The 18,974-nt window shown below is 71.0% G+C and carries 17 protein-coding genes; 11 read left to right on the top strand and 6 right to left on the bottom strand.

Annotation, left to right across the window (positions count from 1 at the left end; translation table 11 throughout):
* Positions 1-76: 76 nt before the first annotated feature.
* From I8N67_RS31295 to I8N67_RS31280, 4 genes are all read left to right on the top strand, one after another.
* On the top strand, positions 77-1,615 hold the full coding sequence (locus tag I8N67_RS31295; RefSeq protein ID WP_200307606.1) for a sugar ABC transporter ATP-binding protein: 1,539 nt from the start codon (positions 77-79) through the stop codon (positions 1,613-1,615).
* A gap of 11 nt (positions 1,616-1,626) precedes the next feature.
* Positions 1,627-2,712, top strand: a complete 1,086-nt coding sequence (locus tag I8N67_RS31290) for an ABC transporter permease (RefSeq protein WP_200307630.1) — start codon at positions 1,627-1,629, stop codon at positions 2,710-2,712.
* Positions 2,709-3,740: a galactofuranose ABC transporter, permease protein YjfF gene (gene yjfF, locus I8N67_RS31285; protein WP_200307605.1), complete on the top strand. Its 1,032-nt coding sequence runs from the start codon at positions 2,709-2,711 to the stop codon at positions 3,738-3,740. The genes I8N67_RS31290 and yjfF overlap by 4 nt, the downstream gene beginning before the upstream one ends.
* Positions 3,741-3,958: 218 nt before the next feature.
* The gene (locus I8N67_RS31280) at positions 3,959-4,681 is read left to right on the top strand and encodes an SCO2400 family protein (protein WP_200307604.1); all 723 of its coding nucleotides are present in this window, start codon (positions 3,959-3,961) and stop codon (positions 4,679-4,681) included.
* Between the two features lie 46 nt (positions 4,682-4,727).
* Here the strand turns inward: I8N67_RS31280 and I8N67_RS31275 are convergent, their stop codons facing one another.
* Together I8N67_RS31275 and I8N67_RS31270 are read right to left on the bottom strand one after the other, a co-directional pair.
* Positions 4,728-5,567 carry an alpha/beta fold hydrolase gene (locus tag I8N67_RS31275; protein ID WP_200307603.1) on the bottom strand — a complete coding sequence of 280 codons (840 nt, stop codon included), beginning with the start codon at positions 5,565-5,567 and terminating at the stop codon, positions 4,728-4,730.
* A 54-nt stretch (positions 5,568-5,621) separates the two neighbouring features.
* A complete protein-coding gene (locus tag I8N67_RS31270) occupies positions 5,622-6,059 on the bottom strand; it encodes a MarR family winged helix-turn-helix transcriptional regulator (protein WP_200307602.1) in 438 nt (145 codons plus the stop codon).
* Between the two features lie 243 nt (positions 6,060-6,302).
* Between I8N67_RS31270 and I8N67_RS31265 the strand changes: the two genes are divergently transcribed.
* Positions 6,303-7,325, top strand: a complete 1,023-nt coding sequence (locus I8N67_RS31265; RefSeq protein ID WP_200307601.1) for an NADP-dependent oxidoreductase — start codon at positions 6,303-6,305, stop codon at positions 7,323-7,325.
* A gap of 119 nt (positions 7,326-7,444) precedes the next feature.
* Here I8N67_RS31265 and I8N67_RS31260 read toward each other — a convergent pair whose 3' ends face one another.
* Positions 7,445-8,623, bottom strand: coding sequence for a serine hydrolase domain-containing protein (locus I8N67_RS31260; RefSeq protein ID WP_200307600.1), 1,179 nt, complete (start codon positions 8,621-8,623; stop codon positions 7,445-7,447).
* A gap of 42 nt (positions 8,624-8,665) precedes the next feature.
* Positions 8,666-11,176: a M14 family zinc carboxypeptidase gene (locus I8N67_RS31255; protein ID WP_307835426.1), complete on the bottom strand. Its 2,511-nt coding sequence runs from the start codon at positions 11,174-11,176 to the stop codon at positions 8,666-8,668.
* Between the two features lie 282 nt (positions 11,177-11,458).
* On the opposite strand from I8N67_RS31255, the gene I8N67_RS31250 reads away from it, so the two are divergent.
* Positions 11,459-12,502: a protein kinase family protein gene (locus tag I8N67_RS31250; RefSeq protein ID WP_200307628.1), complete on the top strand. Its 1,044-nt coding sequence runs from the start codon at positions 11,459-11,461 to the stop codon at positions 12,500-12,502.
* Between the two features lie 196 nt (positions 12,503-12,698).
* A complete protein-coding gene (locus tag I8N67_RS31245) occupies positions 12,699-13,460 on the top strand; it encodes a thioesterase II family protein (protein WP_200307598.1) in 762 nt (253 codons plus the stop codon).
* 36 nt (positions 13,461-13,496) lie between these two features.
* On the opposite strand, the gene I8N67_RS31240 is transcribed toward I8N67_RS31245, so the two are convergent.
* Complete coding sequence (locus I8N67_RS31240; protein ID WP_200307597.1) at positions 13,497-13,928, bottom strand: PPOX class F420-dependent oxidoreductase; 432 nt, start codon at positions 13,926-13,928, stop codon at positions 13,497-13,499.
* A 126-nt stretch (positions 13,929-14,054) separates the two neighbouring features.
* On the opposite strand from I8N67_RS31240, the gene I8N67_RS31235 reads away from it, so the two are divergent.
* The 4 genes from I8N67_RS31235 to I8N67_RS31220 all read left to right on the top strand — a co-directional run bounded on the left by I8N67_RS31235 (position 14,055) and on the right by I8N67_RS31220 (position 17,500).
* Positions 14,055-14,636 carry a TetR/AcrR family transcriptional regulator gene (locus I8N67_RS31235; protein WP_200307596.1) on the top strand — a complete coding sequence of 194 codons (582 nt, stop codon included), beginning with the start codon at positions 14,055-14,057 and terminating at the stop codon, positions 14,634-14,636.
* A gap of 62 nt (positions 14,637-14,698) precedes the next feature.
* Entirely contained in the window at positions 14,699-15,916 is a 1,218-nt protein-coding gene (locus I8N67_RS31230) for an SGNH/GDSL hydrolase family protein (protein WP_200307595.1), read from the top strand.
* Positions 15,917-16,058: 142 nt separating this feature from the next.
* Positions 16,059-16,886 (top strand): EI24 domain-containing protein, encoded by an 828-nt coding sequence (locus I8N67_RS31225; RefSeq protein ID WP_200307594.1) that lies wholly within the window; start codon positions 16,059-16,061, stop codon positions 16,884-16,886.
* On the top strand, positions 16,883-17,500 hold the full coding sequence (locus tag I8N67_RS31220) for a LysE family translocator (RefSeq protein WP_200307593.1): 618 nt from the start codon (positions 16,883-16,885) through the stop codon (positions 17,498-17,500). Before I8N67_RS31225 ends, I8N67_RS31220 begins: the two co-directional genes overlap by 4 nt.
* Here the strand turns inward: I8N67_RS31220 and I8N67_RS31215 are convergent.
* Positions 17,472-18,776, bottom strand: a complete 1,305-nt coding sequence (locus I8N67_RS31215) for a pyroglutamyl-peptidase I (RefSeq protein WP_372443837.1) — start codon at positions 18,774-18,776, stop codon at positions 17,472-17,474. The two genes, I8N67_RS31220 and I8N67_RS31215, sit on opposite strands and share 29 nt — an antisense overlap.
* Between the last annotated feature and the right edge of the window lie 198 nt (positions 18,777-18,974).

Raw genomic sequence — 18,974 nt, 5'->3', positions numbered from 1 at the left:
CCGGACGACCGGGCACGAACGACCCGGTCCAGGAGGCTCCCCGCGGGCCTGAACCCATTTCATGAGGAGCGCTGCCATGGCAGAGCCGCAGCCCGTCCTGGAGATGACGGGCATAGTCAAGGAGTTTCCGGGGGTACGGGCTCTGTCGGGCGTCGACTTCCGGCTCTTTCCCGGTGAGATCCACGCCCTGATGGGCGAGAACGGTGCCGGGAAGTCCACCCTCATCAAGGTGCTGACCGGGGTCTACTCCCTGGACGGCGGCACCGTCACCGTCGACGGCAAGTCCGTACTGTTCGCCAGCCCGCTGCAGGCGCAGCAGGCCGGCATCAGCACGGTCTACCAGGAGGTCAACCTCTGCCCCAACCTGTCGGTGGCGGAGAACATCTTCATCGGACGTGAACCCACGCGCGCGGGCCGCATCCAGTGGAAGCGGATGCGCAAGGAGGCCGCGGAGCTGGTCGACCGGCTCGGCCTCGACATCGACGTCAGCGCGCCCCTGTCCTCGTACCCGCTGGCCGTGCAGCAACTGGTCGCGATCGTACGGTCGGTGGGCACCGGAGACAGCGACGGCGAGGGATCCGGCACCAAGGTGCTGGTCCTGGACGAGCCCACCTCCAGCCTCGACCGCGACGAGGTCCTCGAACTGTTCCGCCTGATGCGGCAGTTGAGGGACGAGGGCGTCGCGATCCTCTTCGTGTCGCACTTCCTCGACCAGATCTACGAGATCTGCGACCGGATGACGGTCCTGCGCAACGGCACCCTGGTCGGCGAGCACATGGTCCGTGACCTCGACCAGGTCGGGCTGATCGAGCTGATGATCGGCAAGGCCCTGGACCAGCTGGAGGAGCTCCACGAGCACCAGCTGCGCTCCGACGTCGGCGAGACCCTGGTCCAGGCCGAGGGCCTGGGCCGCACCGGCGGCATCGCCCCCTTCGACCTGGAGATCAAGAAGGGCGAGGTCATCGGCCTCGCCGGTCTGCTCGGCTCCGGCCGTACCGAACTGGCCCGGCTGCTCTTCGGCGCCGACCAGCCCGACAGCGGCAAGGTGACCATCGGCGGCAAGCAGGTCTCCATGAGCGCCCCGAACGACGCCATCGGCGCCGGAGTCGCGTTCTGCTCGGAGAACCGCAAGGCCGAGGGCCTGGTCCCCGACCTGACGGTGCGGGAGAACATCATCCTCGCCCTCCAGGCGTCCCGCGGCTGGATACGGCCGATCCCGGTCGCCCAGCGCGACGAACTGGTCGCCAAGTACATCAAGGCGCTGGACATCCGTCCCGCCAACCCCGAGGCCAGGGTCGGCCAGCTCAGCGGCGGCAACCAGCAGAAGGTGCTGCTCGCCCGCTGGCTGATCACCCAGCCGCAGTTGCTGATCCTCGACGAGCCCACCCGTGGCATCGACATCGGCGCCAAGGCCGAGATCCAGAAGCTCGTGGTGTCCCTCTCCGAGGACGGCATGGCCGTGCTCTACATCGCGGCCGAGCTGGAGGAGGTCCTCCGCCTCAGCCACACCATCGGGGTGCTGCGCGACCGCAAGCTGGTGGCGCGGCTCACCAACGGGCCGGAGATCACCACCAGCAGGATCCTGGAGACCATCGCGAGCGGAGAGCACCAGTGAGTACCCCCTCAGTGACCACCCCCTCCCGGTGGCGAGCGCTGACACACCACCACCTGTTCTGGCCGGTCGCGGTCCTGGTCGCCCTGCTGCTCGTCAACGTCCCCTTCACCCCCGACTTCTTCTCGATCAAGATGACGGACGGCCACCTCTACGGCAGCCTCGTCTCGATCGTGCTGTTCGGCTCGCCCCTGATCCTGGTGGCCGTCGGCATGACCCTGGTCATCGCCACCGGCGGCATCGACCTCTCCGTCGGCGCGGTGGTCGCCATCACGGGCGCCCTGACCTGCTCGTACATCAGTGACCAGGCCGATCAGAACGCGCTGTCCGGGGTGTTCCTGGCCATGGGCATCGGGCTGGTGGCCGCGGTCGTCTGCGGTCTGTGGAACGGCTTCCTGGTCGCCCGGATGGGCATCCAGCCGATCATCGCGACCCTCATCATCATGGTCGCCGGCCGCGGTGTCGCCCAGCTGATCACCGACGGCCAGATCATCACCATCAACAGCGAGCCGTACAAGCTGATCGGCGGCGGCTACTGGCTGACCCTGCCCTTCTCGATCTTCGTGGTGGCCGCGGTCGTGGCCGTCACGGTGGCCCTGACCCGCCGTACGGCGCTCGGCCTGCTCGTCGAGTCGGTCGGCGGCAACGCCGAGGCCAGCCGCCTGGTGGGCATCCGGTCCATGCGCATCAAGATCATGGTCTATATGTTCTGCGCCCTGTGCGCGGGCATCGCGGGCCTGATGATCAGCTCCAACACCTCGGCCGCGGACGGCAACAACGCCGGCCTGTGGATCGAGCTGGACGCGATCCTCGCGGTGGTCATCGGCGGCACCTCGCTGCTCGGCGGCCGGTTCTCGATCGGCGGCACGGTGATCGGCGCCCTCGTGATCCAGACCCTGACCACCACGATCTACACCATCGGCGTGCCGACCCAGACCAACCTGGTCTTCAAGGCCGTCGTCGTCATCGTCGTCTGCCTGCTGCAGTCCCCGAAGTTCCGGGCCAAGGTCTTCGGCGCCAAGGGACGCGGAAAGACCGCCGCCCCGGCGGCGCCCGCCACCCCGGCCGACGCCGCCCCGAAGATGGAGGTGTCGCGATGAGCGCGACCACCAAGACCCCCACGGTGCCGGAAGGCCGTACAGCGTCCCAGGCGTCTCCGGTCGCCCGCCTGCTCGGCGACCGGCGGCTGCCGGTCCTGGTCACGGCCGCCCTGTTCCTCGCGATGTACATCACCGGCCTCGGCCGGTACCAGAACTACGGGTTCACCGAACCGCAGGTGTTCCTCAACCTGTTCATCGACAACGGCTATCTGCTGGTCGCCGCCGTCGGTGCCACCTTCGTCATCATGTCCGGCGGCATCGACCTGTCCGTGGGCTCGGTGATCGGCTTCACCACCATGTTCACGGCGTGGATGGTGGAGCGTCAGGGCCTGCCGCTGCTGCTGGTCGTGCCGCTCGCCCTGGGGGTGGGCGCGTTCGGCGGCTTCCTCATGGGCTATGTGATCCACAACTTCGAGATCCAGCCGTTCATCGTGACCCTGGCAGGGCTCTTCCTCTTCCGGGGCCTGTGCCTGGTCATCAGCAAGGAGTCGATCTCCATCAGCGACTCCTCGGTGAGCAGCCTGGCCCAGGCCCAGGCGCAACTGGGGATCGGCTTCCTGTCGATCGGCGCCATCGTGGCCCTGGTCGTCCTCGCCGTCGCCTTCTACGTGCTGCACTACACGCGCTTCGGCCGCCGGGTGTACGCCATCGGCGGCAACGAGCAGTCGGCGCTGCTGATGGGGCTGCCGATGGGCGGCACCAAGATCGCCGTGTACACCGTGAGCGGCTTCTGCTCGGCCCTGGCCGGCCTGTTGTTCATGCTGTACATCCAGTCCGGCGACCCGCTGCACGCCGTCGGCATGGAACTCGACGCGATCGCCGCGGTCGTCATCGGCGGCACGCTGCTGACGGGCGGCTCCGGCTACGTCCTGGGCACCCTGTTCGGTGTTCTCGTGCTGGGCCTGATCAAGAGCCTCATCCAGTTCGAGGGCACGCTCAGCTCCTGGTGGACGAAGATCGCCACGGGTGTGCTGCTCTGCGCGTTCATCCTGATCCAGCGGGCCATGACGGCCCGTAAGCAGACCTGAGCCGGCGAGTACGCTTCCCGGCCTACGCGGTCCGTCACACGCGCGGCGTGTGACGGGCCGCGTCGGCGTACGACGACGGTCCCGCCACGGCGACGGAGGATCGCGGCGAATAGTCGGTCTTGGCCTCAACCGGGCGAAACGGAAAGATCGGTTCCGCACACAACCTTCACAGCAGCCTCTAGGAACGCTCCCTGTGCGGAACTTAGTCTTCCCGCGTCATGGACTACTGCCACCCGTGCCGACGGCACCTCAACGGCGCCCTCGCCTGCCCGGGCTGCGGCACCCCCGTCGAAGAGCTACGCGCGTACGCGGACGACGCCGACGCGCTCCCGGAGGACGCCGAGGAAGCCTCCGCCGCGTCCGAGGCTGAACCCGGCCCCCGGTCGTCGCGCCGCCGGGCCGCCCGTGAGGGGCGCGGCGTCGCGGGGACGCGTTCCAACCGGCGCGACCGCAAGGCGGCCGCCCACCGGCGCCGTCGCAGGCGCGTCGTGCTGATCGGCTCCGGCCTGCTGCTGGCCGCCGGCGCGCTCAGCCTCGCGGAGCTGGGCATGGAGTCCCCCGGCTCCGGTCCGGCCACCACGACGGCGGACGACGAGTCCGCGGGCGGTGCCTCGGCCTCCCGCGACGGAGGGGCGGACGAGAACGACGGCACGACCGCGGGCTCCGGCGAGGACGACTCCCCGTCCACCTCGCCCTCCGACTCGACCTCCCCGTCCGCCTCCGAGCCGGAGAAGGACGACAAGGACAAGGACGAGGACGACAAGAAGGAGCGCGACGGCCAGTCCGCGACCACCGGCACCCGCCCCGGCACCTCGGCCCCGGCCGCCCCGTCCGACCCCGACCCGACGCCCGAGCCCACCACCGACCCGCCCACCGACGACCCGACTCCCGAGCCGTCACCCACGCAGACGTGCGAGAAGTTCCTGTGGTGGTGCACGTAGGGCCGAGCGGCAGCACACTCCGGCCCTGGGACGGGGAAGCCGGTCCTCAGCCCAGGAACCCCGACACGGTCGCCGTGAACCGCTCCGGATCGTCCACCCAGGGATGGTGCGAGGCCCCGTCCTGTACGACGAGCCGGGCATCGGGGAACAGCCCGGCGTACTCGGCCATCGCGCGCGGCGGTGAATTGAGATCCACCTCCCCGGCGAGCACGAGGACGGGCGACCCGAACCGGGCGAGGGCCGCCCGGGCGCCCTCCGGATCGAAGGCGCCCTCGGCCCCGAAGGCGGCGGCGGCCTCGGGGTTCTTCTGGACGGCGTCGGCGGCGTGCAGGGCCTGGGCCTCCGCGTCCCAGCGGCCGTGGAAGAACGGCGCGACCGCCTCCCAGTGCCCGCCCTGCGCCCGCCCCGCCGCGATCTCCTCCAACGCGGCGAACGCCTCCCCGAACCAGGGCTCCCCGGCCCGCAACCGAGCCACCCCCAGCCGGTCCTCTCCGCCGACCGCGATGCCCACCCCGATCGCACTCGGCGTCACCAGCGCGAGCCGTCCCACCCGCTCCGGATACCGACCGGCATACGCCACCGCCAGGTTCGCCCCGGCACAGTGCGCGAGCAGATCCACCCGCTCCCACCCGAGCCGCACCCGCAGCGCCTCCACATCCTCGACCTGCCGATCGCAGCGATACGACGCCCTGTCCTCCGGCACCGCCGAACCCCCGCTCCCACGAAGATCCAGCATGACCAGCCGCCGATGAGCGGAAAGCCCCCCGAGGTCCCCCAAATACGCGGAGGCCCGCATGGGGCCGCCGGGGAGACAGATGAGAGGTGGACCGTCGCCGAGAGCGTGATGGGCGAGAAGGGTGCCGTCGGGTGCGGGAAAGGTGTGCATGGGGCGACCCTCACAGGCCGGCGGGGGCCGGACAACCGGGTTCGCGGCGTCCGCTCACTCCCCGAGCATCCGCCGCAGCAGATCCCGCAACGACTCACGCTCGCCGTCGGACAGTTCTGCCAGCGGCTCCCGTGCGAAGTCCAGTGACTCGCGCAGGCTGCGGGCGACCCGCCGCCCCTGCGTCGTCGCGGCGGCCAGCTTCACCCGGCGGTCGTTCGGGTCGGGGCGCCGCTCGACCAGGCCCCGGGCCTCCAGACGGTCCACGATCCCGGTCACGTTCGACGGCTCGCAGCGGAGTTTCTGGGCGAGGCGGCGCATGGGGAGTGGTTCGAGGGAAAGGAGACCGAGGAGGCGGGCCTGGGCTCCGGTCAGGGTGTGCCCGGCGGCGGCGTCCTCGTACTCCTCGTGGTAACGGGCCACGACCGTGCCGATGAGTTCGATGACCTCCAAGGTCAGCGGGTCGATGCGGGGGGTCGTCTTCTGCGTGGCCATGGACACCAGGCTACCCCTTTACTTGACAACCTGAAATATTCAGAGACATGGTTGTTTCAGGTAATGAACTAACCGCTCGGTATGATGCGCCGGTGAGACCGGTGAGACCGGTGAGACCGGTGAGACCGGTGAGACCGGTGAGACCGGTGAGACCGGTGAGACCGGTACGGCTGGTACGGCCGGCACGGCTGACCATCCGGGCGGCAGCCCGAGCCGCACGCAACGCACCGCAGGAAGGCCCCCATGTCCGACACCCCCGCCCTCCCCGCCACCACCCGTGAATGGCACCTGCTGAGCCGCCCCGTCGGCTGGCCCAAGGACGAGGACTTCGCCCTGGTCGAGGCGGAGATCCGGCAGCCCGGCGCGGGCGAGGTCCTCGTACGGAACAAGTACCTCTCCGTGGACCCGTACATGCGCGGCCGGATGAGCGCGGCGGAGTCGTACGTCGCCCCCTTCGAGCTGGGCAAGGCCATGCAGGGCGGCGCGGTCGGCGAGGTCGTCGCGTCGAACGCCGAGGGCATCGCCGTCGGCGACCATGTGCTGCACTTCGGCGGCTGGCGCGAGTACGCCACGTTCGACGCCAAGCAGGCCGTCAAGGTCGACCCGGACGCCGCGCCGCTCTCCACCTACCTCGGCGTCCTCGGCATGACCGGCCTCACCGCCTACGCCGGCCTCCTGCGCACCGCCTCCTTCAAGGAGGGCGACTCCGTCTTCGTGTCGGGCGCCGCCGGCGCCGTCGGCGGCCAGGTCGGCCAGATAGCCAAGCTCAAGGGCGCCTCGCGCGTCATCGGCTCCGCCGGCTCCGACGAGAAGGTCAAGCTGCTCGTCGAGGAGTACGGCTTCGACGCGGCCTTCAACTACAAGAACGGCCCCGTAGGCAAGCAACTCCGCGAGGCCGCGCCGGACGGCGTCGACGTCTACTTCGACAATGTCGGCGGCGACCACCTCGAGGCCGCCATCGGCTCCCTCAACCTGCACGGCCGTATCGCCATCTGCGGCATGATCTCCGTCTACAACGACACCGAGCCCGCCCCGGGCCCCAAGAACCTCGCCCGCCTCATCCAGACCCGAGGCCGCATCGAGGGCCTCCTCGTCAACGATCACTACGACCTCCAGCCCCAGTTCGTCCAGGAGGTCGGCGCCTGGATCCGCTCCGGCGAACTCAGGTACCGCGAGACCGTAGTCGAGGGCATCGAGAACAACCTGGAGGCCTTCCTCGGCGTCCTGCGCGGCGACAACACCGGCAAGATGATCGTGAAGGTCTGACCCCTCCCTCCCGTGACCCACGCCTGGTCCCGCTCGTTGCACACGACGGAGTCCGCACCCCTGGACGTGGGGTGCGGGCTCCGTCGTGTGTCTCGCGGGTACCGCCGTCGTCGGTGTCCTCAGCTCGCCAGGGCCGCCGCGTGCACCGCCCGCACCAGCTCCGCGTTCTCCGGTGCCGCCCCGCCGGGGAAGGCCATCCGCCGGCGGGTGTAGCCGTAGGCGAGGCCGCTGCGGGGGTCGGCGAAGGCCTGGGAGCCGCTCGCGCCGCTGTGGCCGAAGGCGCCTGCGCCGAGGAACGGGTACAGGTTCTCGGCGGTGGCCTGGAAGCCGAGGCCGAACGCCCTGGGGGCGCGGGTCACGAGGTCGAAGCCGAGGGAGTGGATCTGGCCGACCTCGGCGAGCGTGTCGGGCTTGAGGAGGGGCGGCCGGCCGTCCACCTCGCTGAATGTCGCCGCGTACATTCCGGCGAGGCCGCGCGCGGAGCCGACGCCGCCCGCCGACGCCTGCCCCTTGGCGCGTACGGCACGGGAGTTGGGGAAGTCCGTCAGCTCCCCCTGGCCCGGCACCTGGTCGTTGAACGCGATCGAGGTCAGCGTGTGCGGGCCGCGCGGCATCGCGTCCAGCTCGGCCTGCTGCGCGGGCGTCGGCGTCATCGGCAGCACGGTGCGGAAGCGGGGCTCGTGCTCGGCCGGCAGCCCCAGGAAGAGATCAAGGCCGTACGGTGCGCGGACCCGCTCCTCGTACACCTCCTGGAGCGTGCGGCCCGTCGCCCGCCGTACCACCTCGCCGGTGAGCGCCCCGATGACCAGGGCGTGGTAGCCGAAGGCTTGGCCCGGACGCCAGAACGGCCGCTGGGCGGCGAGGCGTTGGGCGATGGCGCGGTCGTCCGCCAGTTCCTCGACCGTGAACCCGGCGTCGACGCCGATGAGCCCCGCCCGGTGCGAGATCAGCTCCCGCAGGGTCACCGCTCCCTTGCCCTCGGCCGCGAACTCCGGCCAGTAGTGGGCCACTTCACGGTCCAGCGCCAGCACGCCGTCCTGGACGAGGAGCGCGACGACGAGATGGGCGGCCCCCTTCGTGGAGGAGAACACGCCGTGCAGCGTGTCGCCGCCGCTCTCCGCCTCCGCCTCCGGGCCGGCCCACAGGTCGACGACCCGCCGCCCATGCGCATACGCGCTCAACTGCCCTTGGTAGTCGGCCCGTTCACCGGCCACGAACACGGCGAACGCCTCGCGCACCGCCTCGAAGCCGTCGGCTACCGCGCCATGGACGGTGGCCGTCCGGGTTCCCTCAGTCATGCGTGCTCCCGCTTCCCTTGTGTTCCTTCGTGCCCGTTACCCCTACGCCGTCAGCAACGCCCGGCCCACCTGCGGGAACGCCCCCTTCGGATGGTCGCGGAAGAGGGGCTCCGTACCGAAGAGGACCGCGTTCGGGCCGCTGACGACGGACGCCTGCCCCGCCGCCGCTGCCGGGCCACCGGTGCCGTCGGCCAGGGGCCGCCAGTGCCCGGAGACCAGCGGCTCACCGGTGCCGTACGACTGCTCGACGCTGACTGCGGGGCCGAGGTCGGTGAACCAGACGGGCGCGTAGACGAAGCTGTGGTCCGGGGCGCCGCCGGTCACTGGTCCGCCCGAATTCACCACGCGGACAACGCCGTTGGCGTCGCCGTTGCCCTCCACCGCGGTCGCCTTCAGCTGCCCGGTGGCCGAGGCGAGCGCCGCGCCGGTCGTGCCCCGGCCGACCAGGCCGTGGGTGGTGAGGAAGCCGGTGAGTGCCGTACGGGCGGAGGCGTTCAGGCCGCCGTACGACAAGCCGGACGACACGAACAGCGCATCGGCCGTCGACCAGTCGAAGCCCGCGTTGAGGATCGCCGTCGACACCGGCACCACCTCGAAGTTCATCTCCCGCAGCGCGAACAGCTCGCCCGCCGTGACGGCCGCGGCCACCCGGACCCGGTGGAGGGGAGTGCCGCCGGTCGTCCTCGTCGCGTCGAAGGCGACGTCGTGCGACGTGGCGAGCGCCTTGGCTCTCCGCCGCGCCGAGGCCGGGACGAGGGCGCTGCCGTCGGCCGCCTGCCGCACCGAAACCCCGTCCCTCAGAAGGGAGTTGAGGGCGGCGATCTCCTGCGGGGAGTCGAGGCGCAGTCGCAGGTCGCCGCGCGGGGCGACGTAACCGACGCGGGCCGCCGTCGTGACGGGCCGCGCGGGGACGGCCGACGGTCGGCCACTGTCGACCTTCGCCACCGTCGCGCCCCACAGCCGTCCCAGACTCCAGCCGGAGATGTCGTACATCACCGAGACCTTGTCACTGATGTCCCGCCCGTCGGCGAGCAGCACATTGGCCAACCCACGCTTGGGCTGGCGCATGTCGACGACGTACGAGCCCTTCCCGTACGACCGGCCGCCGAGCCGGAAGGAGTGGGTCGCGCGCGTCACGCGTACGTCGTTGGCGAGCAGGTGGTCGACGAGCAGTGCGGCGGCCGTGGCGGACCGCTGGGCGCTGCCCGCCGGGATGACGTACGCGCGGGGGAACTCGGCCGTGTAGACGTCCTCGGGACCGATGCCGGGCACCCCGGGGACGGTCTCCTCGGAGACCGGGACCTGGGCGGCGCCCGTGGCACCGCGCCGGAAGACCTCGATCTGGTCGGCGACGAGCGAGGCGCGCTTCTCCCGTACGAAGTCGAGGGTCGCGCGCAGGGCCGCGCCCGCGACGTCCACGTTGATGGCGGAGCGGCGGCGCAACTCGGCGACCGGCAGCGACTCGTACGCCGCGTTGTTCACCTGGAGCGGGATCTCCACGGTGTGCGCGGCGACCGTGCCGTGGAAGGCCGCGTACTGCGGGGTGAAGATCGGCGGCCAGTCGTCCCAGCCCTCCTCCGAGTCGCGGAACGGGATCTGGGCCGGGTCGACGCCGTCCTTCTCGGGCGTGTGGCCGAGGCCGTTGACGGCGGACTCCATGCCGAGGGCGTTGGCATAGGTGTTCTTCAGGAAGAGGTCGTACTCGTAGTTCTCGCCGTGCGGGGGAGTGGTCGGCTCGATCAGCGTGCCGTTGACGTATCCGTGCAGGTCGAGCATCACGGCCGGCTGTTTGTCGATCTGGATCTGCCGGATCGCCCGCACCTCGGGCTGGGAGGCGGTGACGAAGTCCCGGTTCAGGTCGAAGCCGTTCGCGTTGGCGCGGGTTCCCGCGATCCGGCCGTCCGGGTTGGCGGTGATGTTGAAGTACAGCCGGGAGTGGGCGAGGAGGTCCTTCGTCTCGGTGTCGTCAGCCGTCGCGAGGCGCTCGATGAGCTTCAGGGACGCGTCCGTGCCCTCCCACTCGTTGCCGTGGATGTTGTTGTTGAAGAAGACGGGCGCCTTGTACGTCTTCTTCACCGCCGGGCTCTTCGCCGCCGACCGCGGTGCCGATTCGATGAGTTCACGCATCCGCGCCTGGTCGCGGGCCTGGCGTGCGCTCTCCGGGGCGGTCACGGTGACGAGGTAGAGCCGGTGCCCGCCGGCCGACCGCCCGGCGACCTCGACACTCACCCGGTCGCCGAGCTCCTGGAGGGAGTTCAGCTTCGGGGCGATCGCGTGGTACGGGGTGAGGCCGAGCTTGATGGACTTGTCGGCCGGGTTCTCCGGGCCGACGGTGAGGACCTGCTCGCGGGGGTAGCCCCGAGGGGCGGCTGTGGTGTCCGCGGCATCGTCGGCCAGGTCGGTCACCGGCGCGGTGAGAGCCCGCTGCGCCGCGCTCGCCGGGGCCTGGGCGGCGCCCCGCGGCAACGCGGAGCCCTCACGGACCGTCGGCTTGGGGTCGGCGCCCGCGGGATGCGGGGCGAGCAGGAGCGAGCCGGCGGTGACGGCGGTCACGCAGAAGAGGGCGGATTGGCTGGACCGGGCGGGTCTCGGGCCGGGTTTCGGCGGACGCACGCTACCTCCTGGAGTGGGGTTCCTTCGGACGTGCCGGTGCGGGTGTCAACCACGGGCGGTCAACCACAGGTGGTCTACATGTTCGACTCCCGCGCAACAAGAGGGCACAGCCGTCACGGATGCCTGGGAGCACCCTGGTACGAGGTGAGTTGGCCGTGACGCCGATGACGACGTGACCACCCTGGGAGCGGATGCTAGGCATGAGCGGTGAACCCATCCGACATGTCACGCGGCGCGCGCCTCACCGCTCACCGTGCCGTCTCCACTGCCCTCGCCCCGCACAGCGACCACTCCCTGAGCGAACTCCTGGACACCGCCGCCCCGATCGGCTCCGGCATCGGCGGCAAGTCGGCCCTCCTGGAGGTCGCCGGGACCCCGGTCTTCGTGAAACGTGTGCCCCTGACCGACCCGGAACGGCGACCGGAGAACATCCACTCCACGGCGAACCTCTTCCGGCTTCCCCTCTCCTGCCAGTACGGCATCGGCGGCGGCCCCGGCTTCGGCGTCTGGCGGGAACTGGCCGTGCACACCATGACGACGAACTGGGCGATCACGGGGGAGTACGACGGCTTTCCCCTCCTGCACCACTGGCGCGTACTGCCGGACTCCACGCCCCTCCCCGAGGAACTGGCCGACATCGAACGGGTCGTCGCCCGCTGGGACGGCAGCCCCCACGTACGCCACCGCATCGAGGCCCTCCAGAAGTCCTCCGCGAGCATCGCGCTGTTCCTGGAGTACATCCCGCAGAACCTCCACCAGTGGCTGGGCGAACGGACGGCCGCCGGTGCCGAGTCGGCCGACCGGGCCTGCGCCATGGTCGAGCGGGAACTGGCGGCCGGCATCGCGTTCATGAACAGCCGGGGCCTCCTGCACTTCGACGCCCATTTCGAGAACATCCTGACCGACGGTCACCGTCTCTACTTCGCCGACTACGGCCTCTCCCTCTCCTCCCGCTTCGACCTGTCCCCGGCGGAAGCCGCCTTCTTCGACCGCCACCGCACCTACGACCGCTGCTACGCCCTCCGTTACCTGGTCACCTGGCTGGTCACCGACCTGTACGGGGACGGGCGGAACGACCGCGAGGCCCGCATACGCGCGTACGCCCGAGGCGAGCGCCCCACCGGCATCCCGGCCGCCGCCGCGGCGATCATCACCCGCCACGCCCCGCTCACCGCGGTGATGTCGGCCTTCTTCCGTCGGCTCAGTGACGAGAGCAGGGAGACGCCGTATCCCCTGGAGGAGCTTCACCGCCTCGGCTCTCGATGAGTTCAACGCGGGATGCGACGATGCGGGGGACCGCGTAGGGGCAGGACAGGCCCGCCCGTTCGGGATGTCCTCAGAAGTCTGGTGAGGTGTGGATGCGTTGCGAAGTGGGCGCCGCGAAGCGGTGGTCGGGTGCGGAGCCGGGGGACCGGTCGGAGTGAGCCAAGGGCAGAACGTCTGGTTTCGACGCTTCCAGTCGATGGCGCATGCGCATGTGAATACGGGCACGGGCACGGGCACAGGCATGGGCGTCGACGCGGACTGCGAGTTGGTCTGCTTCCCGCACGCGGGTGGCTCCGCTGTCTACTGGCGCCCCCTCGCCATGCAACTCGCCCCCGCCGTCGACGTGTTGGCTGTGCAGTACCCGGGGCGGCTGGACCGTCTGGGCGAGGCGCCGGTCGAGGACCTGCATCTGCTCGCCGACCTGATCGTCGAGGCGCTGGGCCCGCCGGGCGACCGGCCCCGCGCGTTGCTCGGGCACAGTATGGGCGCCTCGCTGGCGTACGAGGTGGCCGTACGCCTTGCCCGGCTGCCCGGCGGTGAGCCGGACCTGCTCGTCCTGTCGGGCCGTCGCGCGCCGGCCGTGGCCCGGCGGCGCGCCGAGGACTGGCCGCGGGGCGACGCCGAACTGATCGGCCGCATGCGCGGGCTGGGCGGCACGGACGCCGCCCTCCTCGACGACCCCGAACTGCTGGACCTGATCCTGCCCGCGCTGCGCGGGGACTACCGGGCGCTCGCCTCTTACGAGGACACCCAGGGCCGGCCGCTGTCCTGCCCCGTCGTCGTCCTGACCGGCGACCGGGACCCCGAGGCGGCCGTCGAGGACGTCATGGCCTGGCGGGAGCAGACCTCGGGCGACTTCCGCACGCGCGTGTTCGAAGGCGGCCACTTCTTCCTCAACGACCACGCGAGGGAAGTGACCGACCTGGTCCGCACCCTCCTGCCGACCCGCGCCGGCTGACCGGAGCGGGCCCCGGAGGGCGGCGATACCGTCCCCTCAGCCGATGTCGGCGCCGTAGACGTGATCGACCGTCATCGTGATGAGCACCCGGCGGTCGGAGACCATCACCGCCCGGTACTCCTCCCAGTCCGGGTGCTCCCCGGCGGCGGCCCGGAAGTAGTCCACCAGCGCCTCGACCTCGGGCCCGTGAGGGTCGGTCCCCGGTCCGGTGAGGATGGCCACGCCCTCGGCGGTGGCCCATGACATGCCGTCGGAGGCGGTCACTTCCAGCGTGGCCCGCGCATCGCGCCGCAGGTTCGCCACCTTGGCCGCGCCCGCGGTCGTCGACACGAGGATGACGCCCGCGGTCTCGTCGTAGAAGGGCTGGACGGGGGAGAGCTGCGGACGCCCGTCCGTCTTGATCGTGGCCAGCACGCCGAGCCGGCTTCCGGCAAGCAGGGCACGGGGGTTGAAGGAGGTAGCGGTCATGGCACGATCATCGACCTTCACACCGGTATGAAGGTCAAGGGCGGGATCGCGGTGGCGGCACGGCTAGTCCCGAAGCGGGCACCCTAAGGTAAGTAACTGTTTGCCTAGAGCTTCGAGGGGACGGGCATGGCACGTGCGGGGCTCACACCGGAACGCCTGACCCGGGCGGGCGCGGAGCTGGCCGACGAGGTCGGGTTCGACGAGGTGACCGTCTCGGCGCTCGCCCGGCGGTTCGACGTGAAGGTCGCGAGCCTGTACTCACATGTGAGGAACTCCCAGGATCTCAGGACCCGGATCGCGCTGCTCGCCCTGGAGGAGCTGGCCGACCGGGGGGCCGCCGCGCTCGCCGGACGGGCCGGCAAGGACGCGCTGGCGGCACTGGCCAACGTGTACCGCGACTACGCCCGCGAGCACCCCGGCCGCTATGCGGCGGCCCGGCTGAGGCTCGACCCGGAGACGGCCGCCGTGAGCGCCGGCGGCAGACACTCGCAGATGACGAGGGCGATCCTGCGCGGCTACGACCTGACCGAGCCGGACCAGACACACGCGGTCCGGCTGCTGGGCAGCGTCTTCCACGGTTACGTCAGCCTGGAATCGGCGGGCGGCTTCAGCCACAGCGCCCCCGACTCACAGGAGAGCTGGGAGCGCATCCTCGACGCCCTCGACGCCCTGCTCCGCGACTGGCCCGCCCCGCCACCATCCCACTGACCGCCGGCAAGTCACCCCCCTGACCGCCCGACAATCCACCCCACCGATCGTCAGGTTGAGCCATGTCCACGAAGCACCCGAAGCACCCCCGCTCCCACCCCCACCCCGACCCCCACCCCTGCATCACCACCCCCCTCACCGCCGACCTCATCCGCGGCGCCCTGGAGCTGGAGCGCACCGACCACGGCGTACTGCCGCACCGGCTGCCCGCCCGGGCGCGCGCCCAGTGCACCGACCCGCAGCTGGCGATGGTCGAGTCCCAGCCCTCCGGCGTACGCCTGGTCTTCCGCACCCGCGCCACCGCCGTCGAACTGGACGCACTGCCCACCAAACGGGAGTACGTGGGCGCCCCGCCCCGCCCGGACGGCGTCTACGAACTGCTGGTCGACGGCGTCCTGACGGGCCGGGGAAGCGTGCCGACCGGCAACACGGTGACCGTGGACATGGCGGCCGGGACCGCCGAGTACCAGCCGGGCGAGCCCGGCACCGTCCGCTTCACGGACCTCCCCGACACCCCCAAGACCGTCGAGATCTGGCTCCCGCACAACGAGACCACCGAACTCGTCGCCCTGCGCACCGACGCCCCCGTCGAACCCGCCCCGGACCAGGGCCGCCGGGTGTGGCTGCACCACGGCAGCTCGATCAGCCACGGCTCCGACGGGGCGGGCCCCACCACCATCTGGCCCGTGCTCGCCGCGTCCCTCGGCGGCGTCGAGCTGATCAACCTGGGCCTCGGCGGCAGCGCCCTCCTCGACCCGTTCACCGCGCGGGCCATGCGGGACACCCCGGCCGACCTGATCAGCGTCAAGATCGGCATCAACCTGGTCAACCACGACGTGATGCGGCTGCGCGCGTTCACCTCGGCCGTCCACGGGTTCCTCGACACGATCCGTGACGGCCACCCCACCGCGCCCCTCCTCGTGGTCTCACCCATCCTGTGCCCGATCCACGAGGACACCCCCGGCCCCAGCGCCCCCGACTTCACCGACCTCGCCAAGGGCTACCTCCGCTTCCGTGCCCTGGGCGACCCGGCGGACGAGGCCACCGGAAAACTGACCCTCCGGGTAATCCGCGAGGAACTCTCCCGCATCGTCACCCAACGCGCCCCGGACGACCCCAACCTCCACCACCTCGACGGCCGCGCCCTCTACGGCGAGCCCGAAGCCACCGCCCACCCCCTCCCCGACGACCTCCACCCCGACGCCGCCACCCACCGCCGCATAGGAGAACGCTTCGCGGAGCTGACCTTCACAGCGGACGCCCCCTTCGCGGCATCCTGAAAGGCCGAAGGCTCCTTCAGGGACGCGGGGAACCGCGCGAGCGACCACGACGAACCCGCACCGCCAACGCACCCACCCTCCCGAGCCCGACCCGCGCAAACCCCCCGTACCCCACCCCACTTCCACTGGATAAAGTTCCCCCATGCGCGATATAGGGGTGGGTTTCCAGTACCTCGTCCAGGGCCAACGCTGGGTGGCCCGGCACGGCAAGCAGTACGGCTTCGGTCTGATCCCCGGCCTGATCACACTCGTCCTCTACATCGGCGCCCTCGTGGCCCTGGCCCTCTGGGGCCCGGACTTCGTCACCTGGGCCACCCCCTTCGCGGACGACTGGTCCAGCCCCTGGCTCGGCCTCTTCCGCGGCCTGCTGACCGCCGTACTCCTCGCCCTGGCCCTCCTCCTGACGGTCATCACCTTCACCGCGGTGACCCTCCTCATCGGCCAGCCCTTCTACGAGAACCTCTCCGAGAAGGTCGACCGTGACGTGTCCCCCGACGGCACCGCACCGGAGTCCGGCCTGCCGCTGTGGCGGGAGCTGTGGATCTCGGCCCGCGACAGCCTGCGGATCGTCGTACGGGCGCTCCTGTGGGCCGTGCTGCTCTTCGCCCTCGGCTTCGTCCCGTTCATCGGCCAGACCGTCGTCCCCGTGATCGGCTTCTTCGTGACCGGCTTCTTCCTCACCGAGGAACTGACCGCCGTGGCCCTGCAGCGCCGCGGTGTGGATCTCCGCGACCGACTCGCCCTCCTGCGCTCCCGCAAGACCCTGATCTGGGGCTTCGGCACCCCGCTGGGCCTCGCCTTCCTCGTACCGTTCGTCGCCGTCTTCCTGATGCCCGGAGCGGTCGCGGGCGCCACCCTCATGGCCCGCGACCTGCTGGGCGAGGAGACGGACAACGAGGACGAGCGGAACCCGGCCCAGCACAACAGCCGCCCGAACGGCATGTTCCAGAAGCCGGAGTCACCCGCGTGACCGAGATCCTCGCAGTCGCCCTCATCACCGTCCTGGCGGTCATAGCCCCCGGCGCCGACTTCGCCATGGTCATCCGCAACAGCTACCTCTACGGCCGTACGACCGGCCTGCTCTCCGCCACCGGAGTCGCGGCCGGCGTCCTCGTGCACGTCACGTACACGATGCTCGGCGTGGGCCTGCTCATCGCCTCCTCCACCTTCCTGTTCACGGTCATCAAGCTGGTCGGCGCGGCCTACCTCGTCCACATCGGCATCCGCACCTTCCGCACCCGAGACGAGGTGAAGGTCGACCTCTCGCAGGAGACGGCGGCGGTGACGCCGTTCACCGCCCTGCGTTCCGGCTTCCTGACGAACGTCCTCAACCCCAAGACGACCCTCTTCGTCGTCTCGACCTTCGCCCAGGTCGTCAGCCCCGGCACCCCGCTCCTCCAGCAGGCGGGCTACGGCCTGTTCATGGCCTTCGCCCACCTGCTGTGGTTCGGTGTCGTCGCCGTCTTCTTCTCGCACGACCGGATGCGCGCCGTGATGCTGCGCGGCCAGAAAGTCCTCAACAAGGTCATCGGGTCCGTCCTGGCCGGCCTCGGCATCAGCCTCGCGTTCGCCCCGGCGCACTAGAACCGGCCGCCACCGTCACGATCGCCCGTACCTGCGCGATGATGTCCAGCCGGTTCCGTACGAACTCCGGATCGGTCACGGTCCCGGTCGCCGGGTCGGTGTTGCCGGTGCCGAACAGCAGGACCGGCGTGTGCACATGCCCGCCCGGCAGGGCGGTCAGCCCCAGCCGGTCGCGCAGGAGCGTGGCCCGGTAGGCGATCTCGTTGGAGAGGTAGTCGCCGCCCCCGCCGGCCCGGGCGGTCGACCCCGGGGTCGGTCCCTCGGGCCGTGCGACCGCCTCCGTGCCGCCCGCCGGGATCTCCGTCACGCTCGTGTTGTCGTACACCGGGAACCGTCCCGTGTTCGCGGCGACGATGTCCGCGTAGGGCAGCGTCGTGGTCGTCCACTGGGGCTGAGTGGCGGGGTCGCTCACCGGGACGGTCTCGGTGCGGCCGATGTTGTCGTTGTCGGCGAAGCCGCCGCGCCAGGCCCCGTTGGTCCGCTCGATGTCGATACGGCCGACCCGGCCCTGGCTGACCGTCGCGAAGAGGTCCACGCGCGGCAACTGCCCCCGGAGGGTGCGCTCGACCGTGCCGGCCGCGAAGTCCTGCCAGCGGACGGGGAAGACGGCGGTCTCGATGCGCGCCCGCCTTCCGTCGGCGGTCCGGACCACCGTGCCGTCGAGCGCGAGCGCCGTCGCCCCGGACGGGTTGGAGATCCGCACGTCCCGGTCCAGCGTGAACGGGTCGAACCCGGTGACGAGAATCCGCTTCATCCCCTTGCCACCGGAACCGTGCGGATAACGGATGGAGTCCTGCCCCCGCGACGACCGCTCCAACTCACCCAGCAGAGCGGCTCTCTGACGATTGCTCAGCGCGAAGGCCCCCGGCTCCCATCCCCGCACCTCCCGCGTCATCCCCAACCGCGCCCAGTACAACGGCCGGTCGTCGTCCCGGCTCAGGTCGCCACCCGCCGGACCCCGCCCCTGCGCCCGCTCCACCGCCCGCGTCCACAACCGCGCACCCTGCCGTACGACGATCCGCTCGGCCTGCGCGTACGACCGCGCCCCGGCCAGAGCCCGCCCGAACTCCGGTGCCACGGCGTCGAATCCGGACCGCCGCAGGATCTCCTGGGGCACGGCCCGGTCGAGCCGCCGCTCCTCGACGGTGGGAGCCGCAGCCGAAGCGGCCGAGGCCGAGGCCGAGGTCGAGGTCGAGGTCGAGGTCGAGGCCGAGGCCGACGCCGATGCCGGGACGGGCGCGCCGAGCCCCGCCAGCAGAGCCGTCAGCCCGATCACCGCCCCGCGCACTCCGGGCCTGCCGTTTTGCACATGTGTCAGGGATATCAAGGGAGTTCGGGTCCTTCCGTCGCTGTCGCGCCGTGGGGGTTCGCTCCGGACGGCGGCAGTATCGCGTGACGGAAGGGGCGTACGCCATGCCGTGCGGCTCAGGGGACCCGGACCCTCAGCCCTCGTTCAGCCCTGACTCGGCCCTCG

Source organism: Streptomyces adelaidensis, assembly GCF_016598475.1.
Classification (GTDB): Bacteria; Actinomycetota; Actinomycetes; order Streptomycetales; family Streptomycetaceae; genus Streptomyces; species Streptomyces adelaidensis.
The sequence above is the reverse complement of the archived record's forward strand: the minus strand, read 5'-3'. Positions and strand labels throughout refer to the sequence as shown.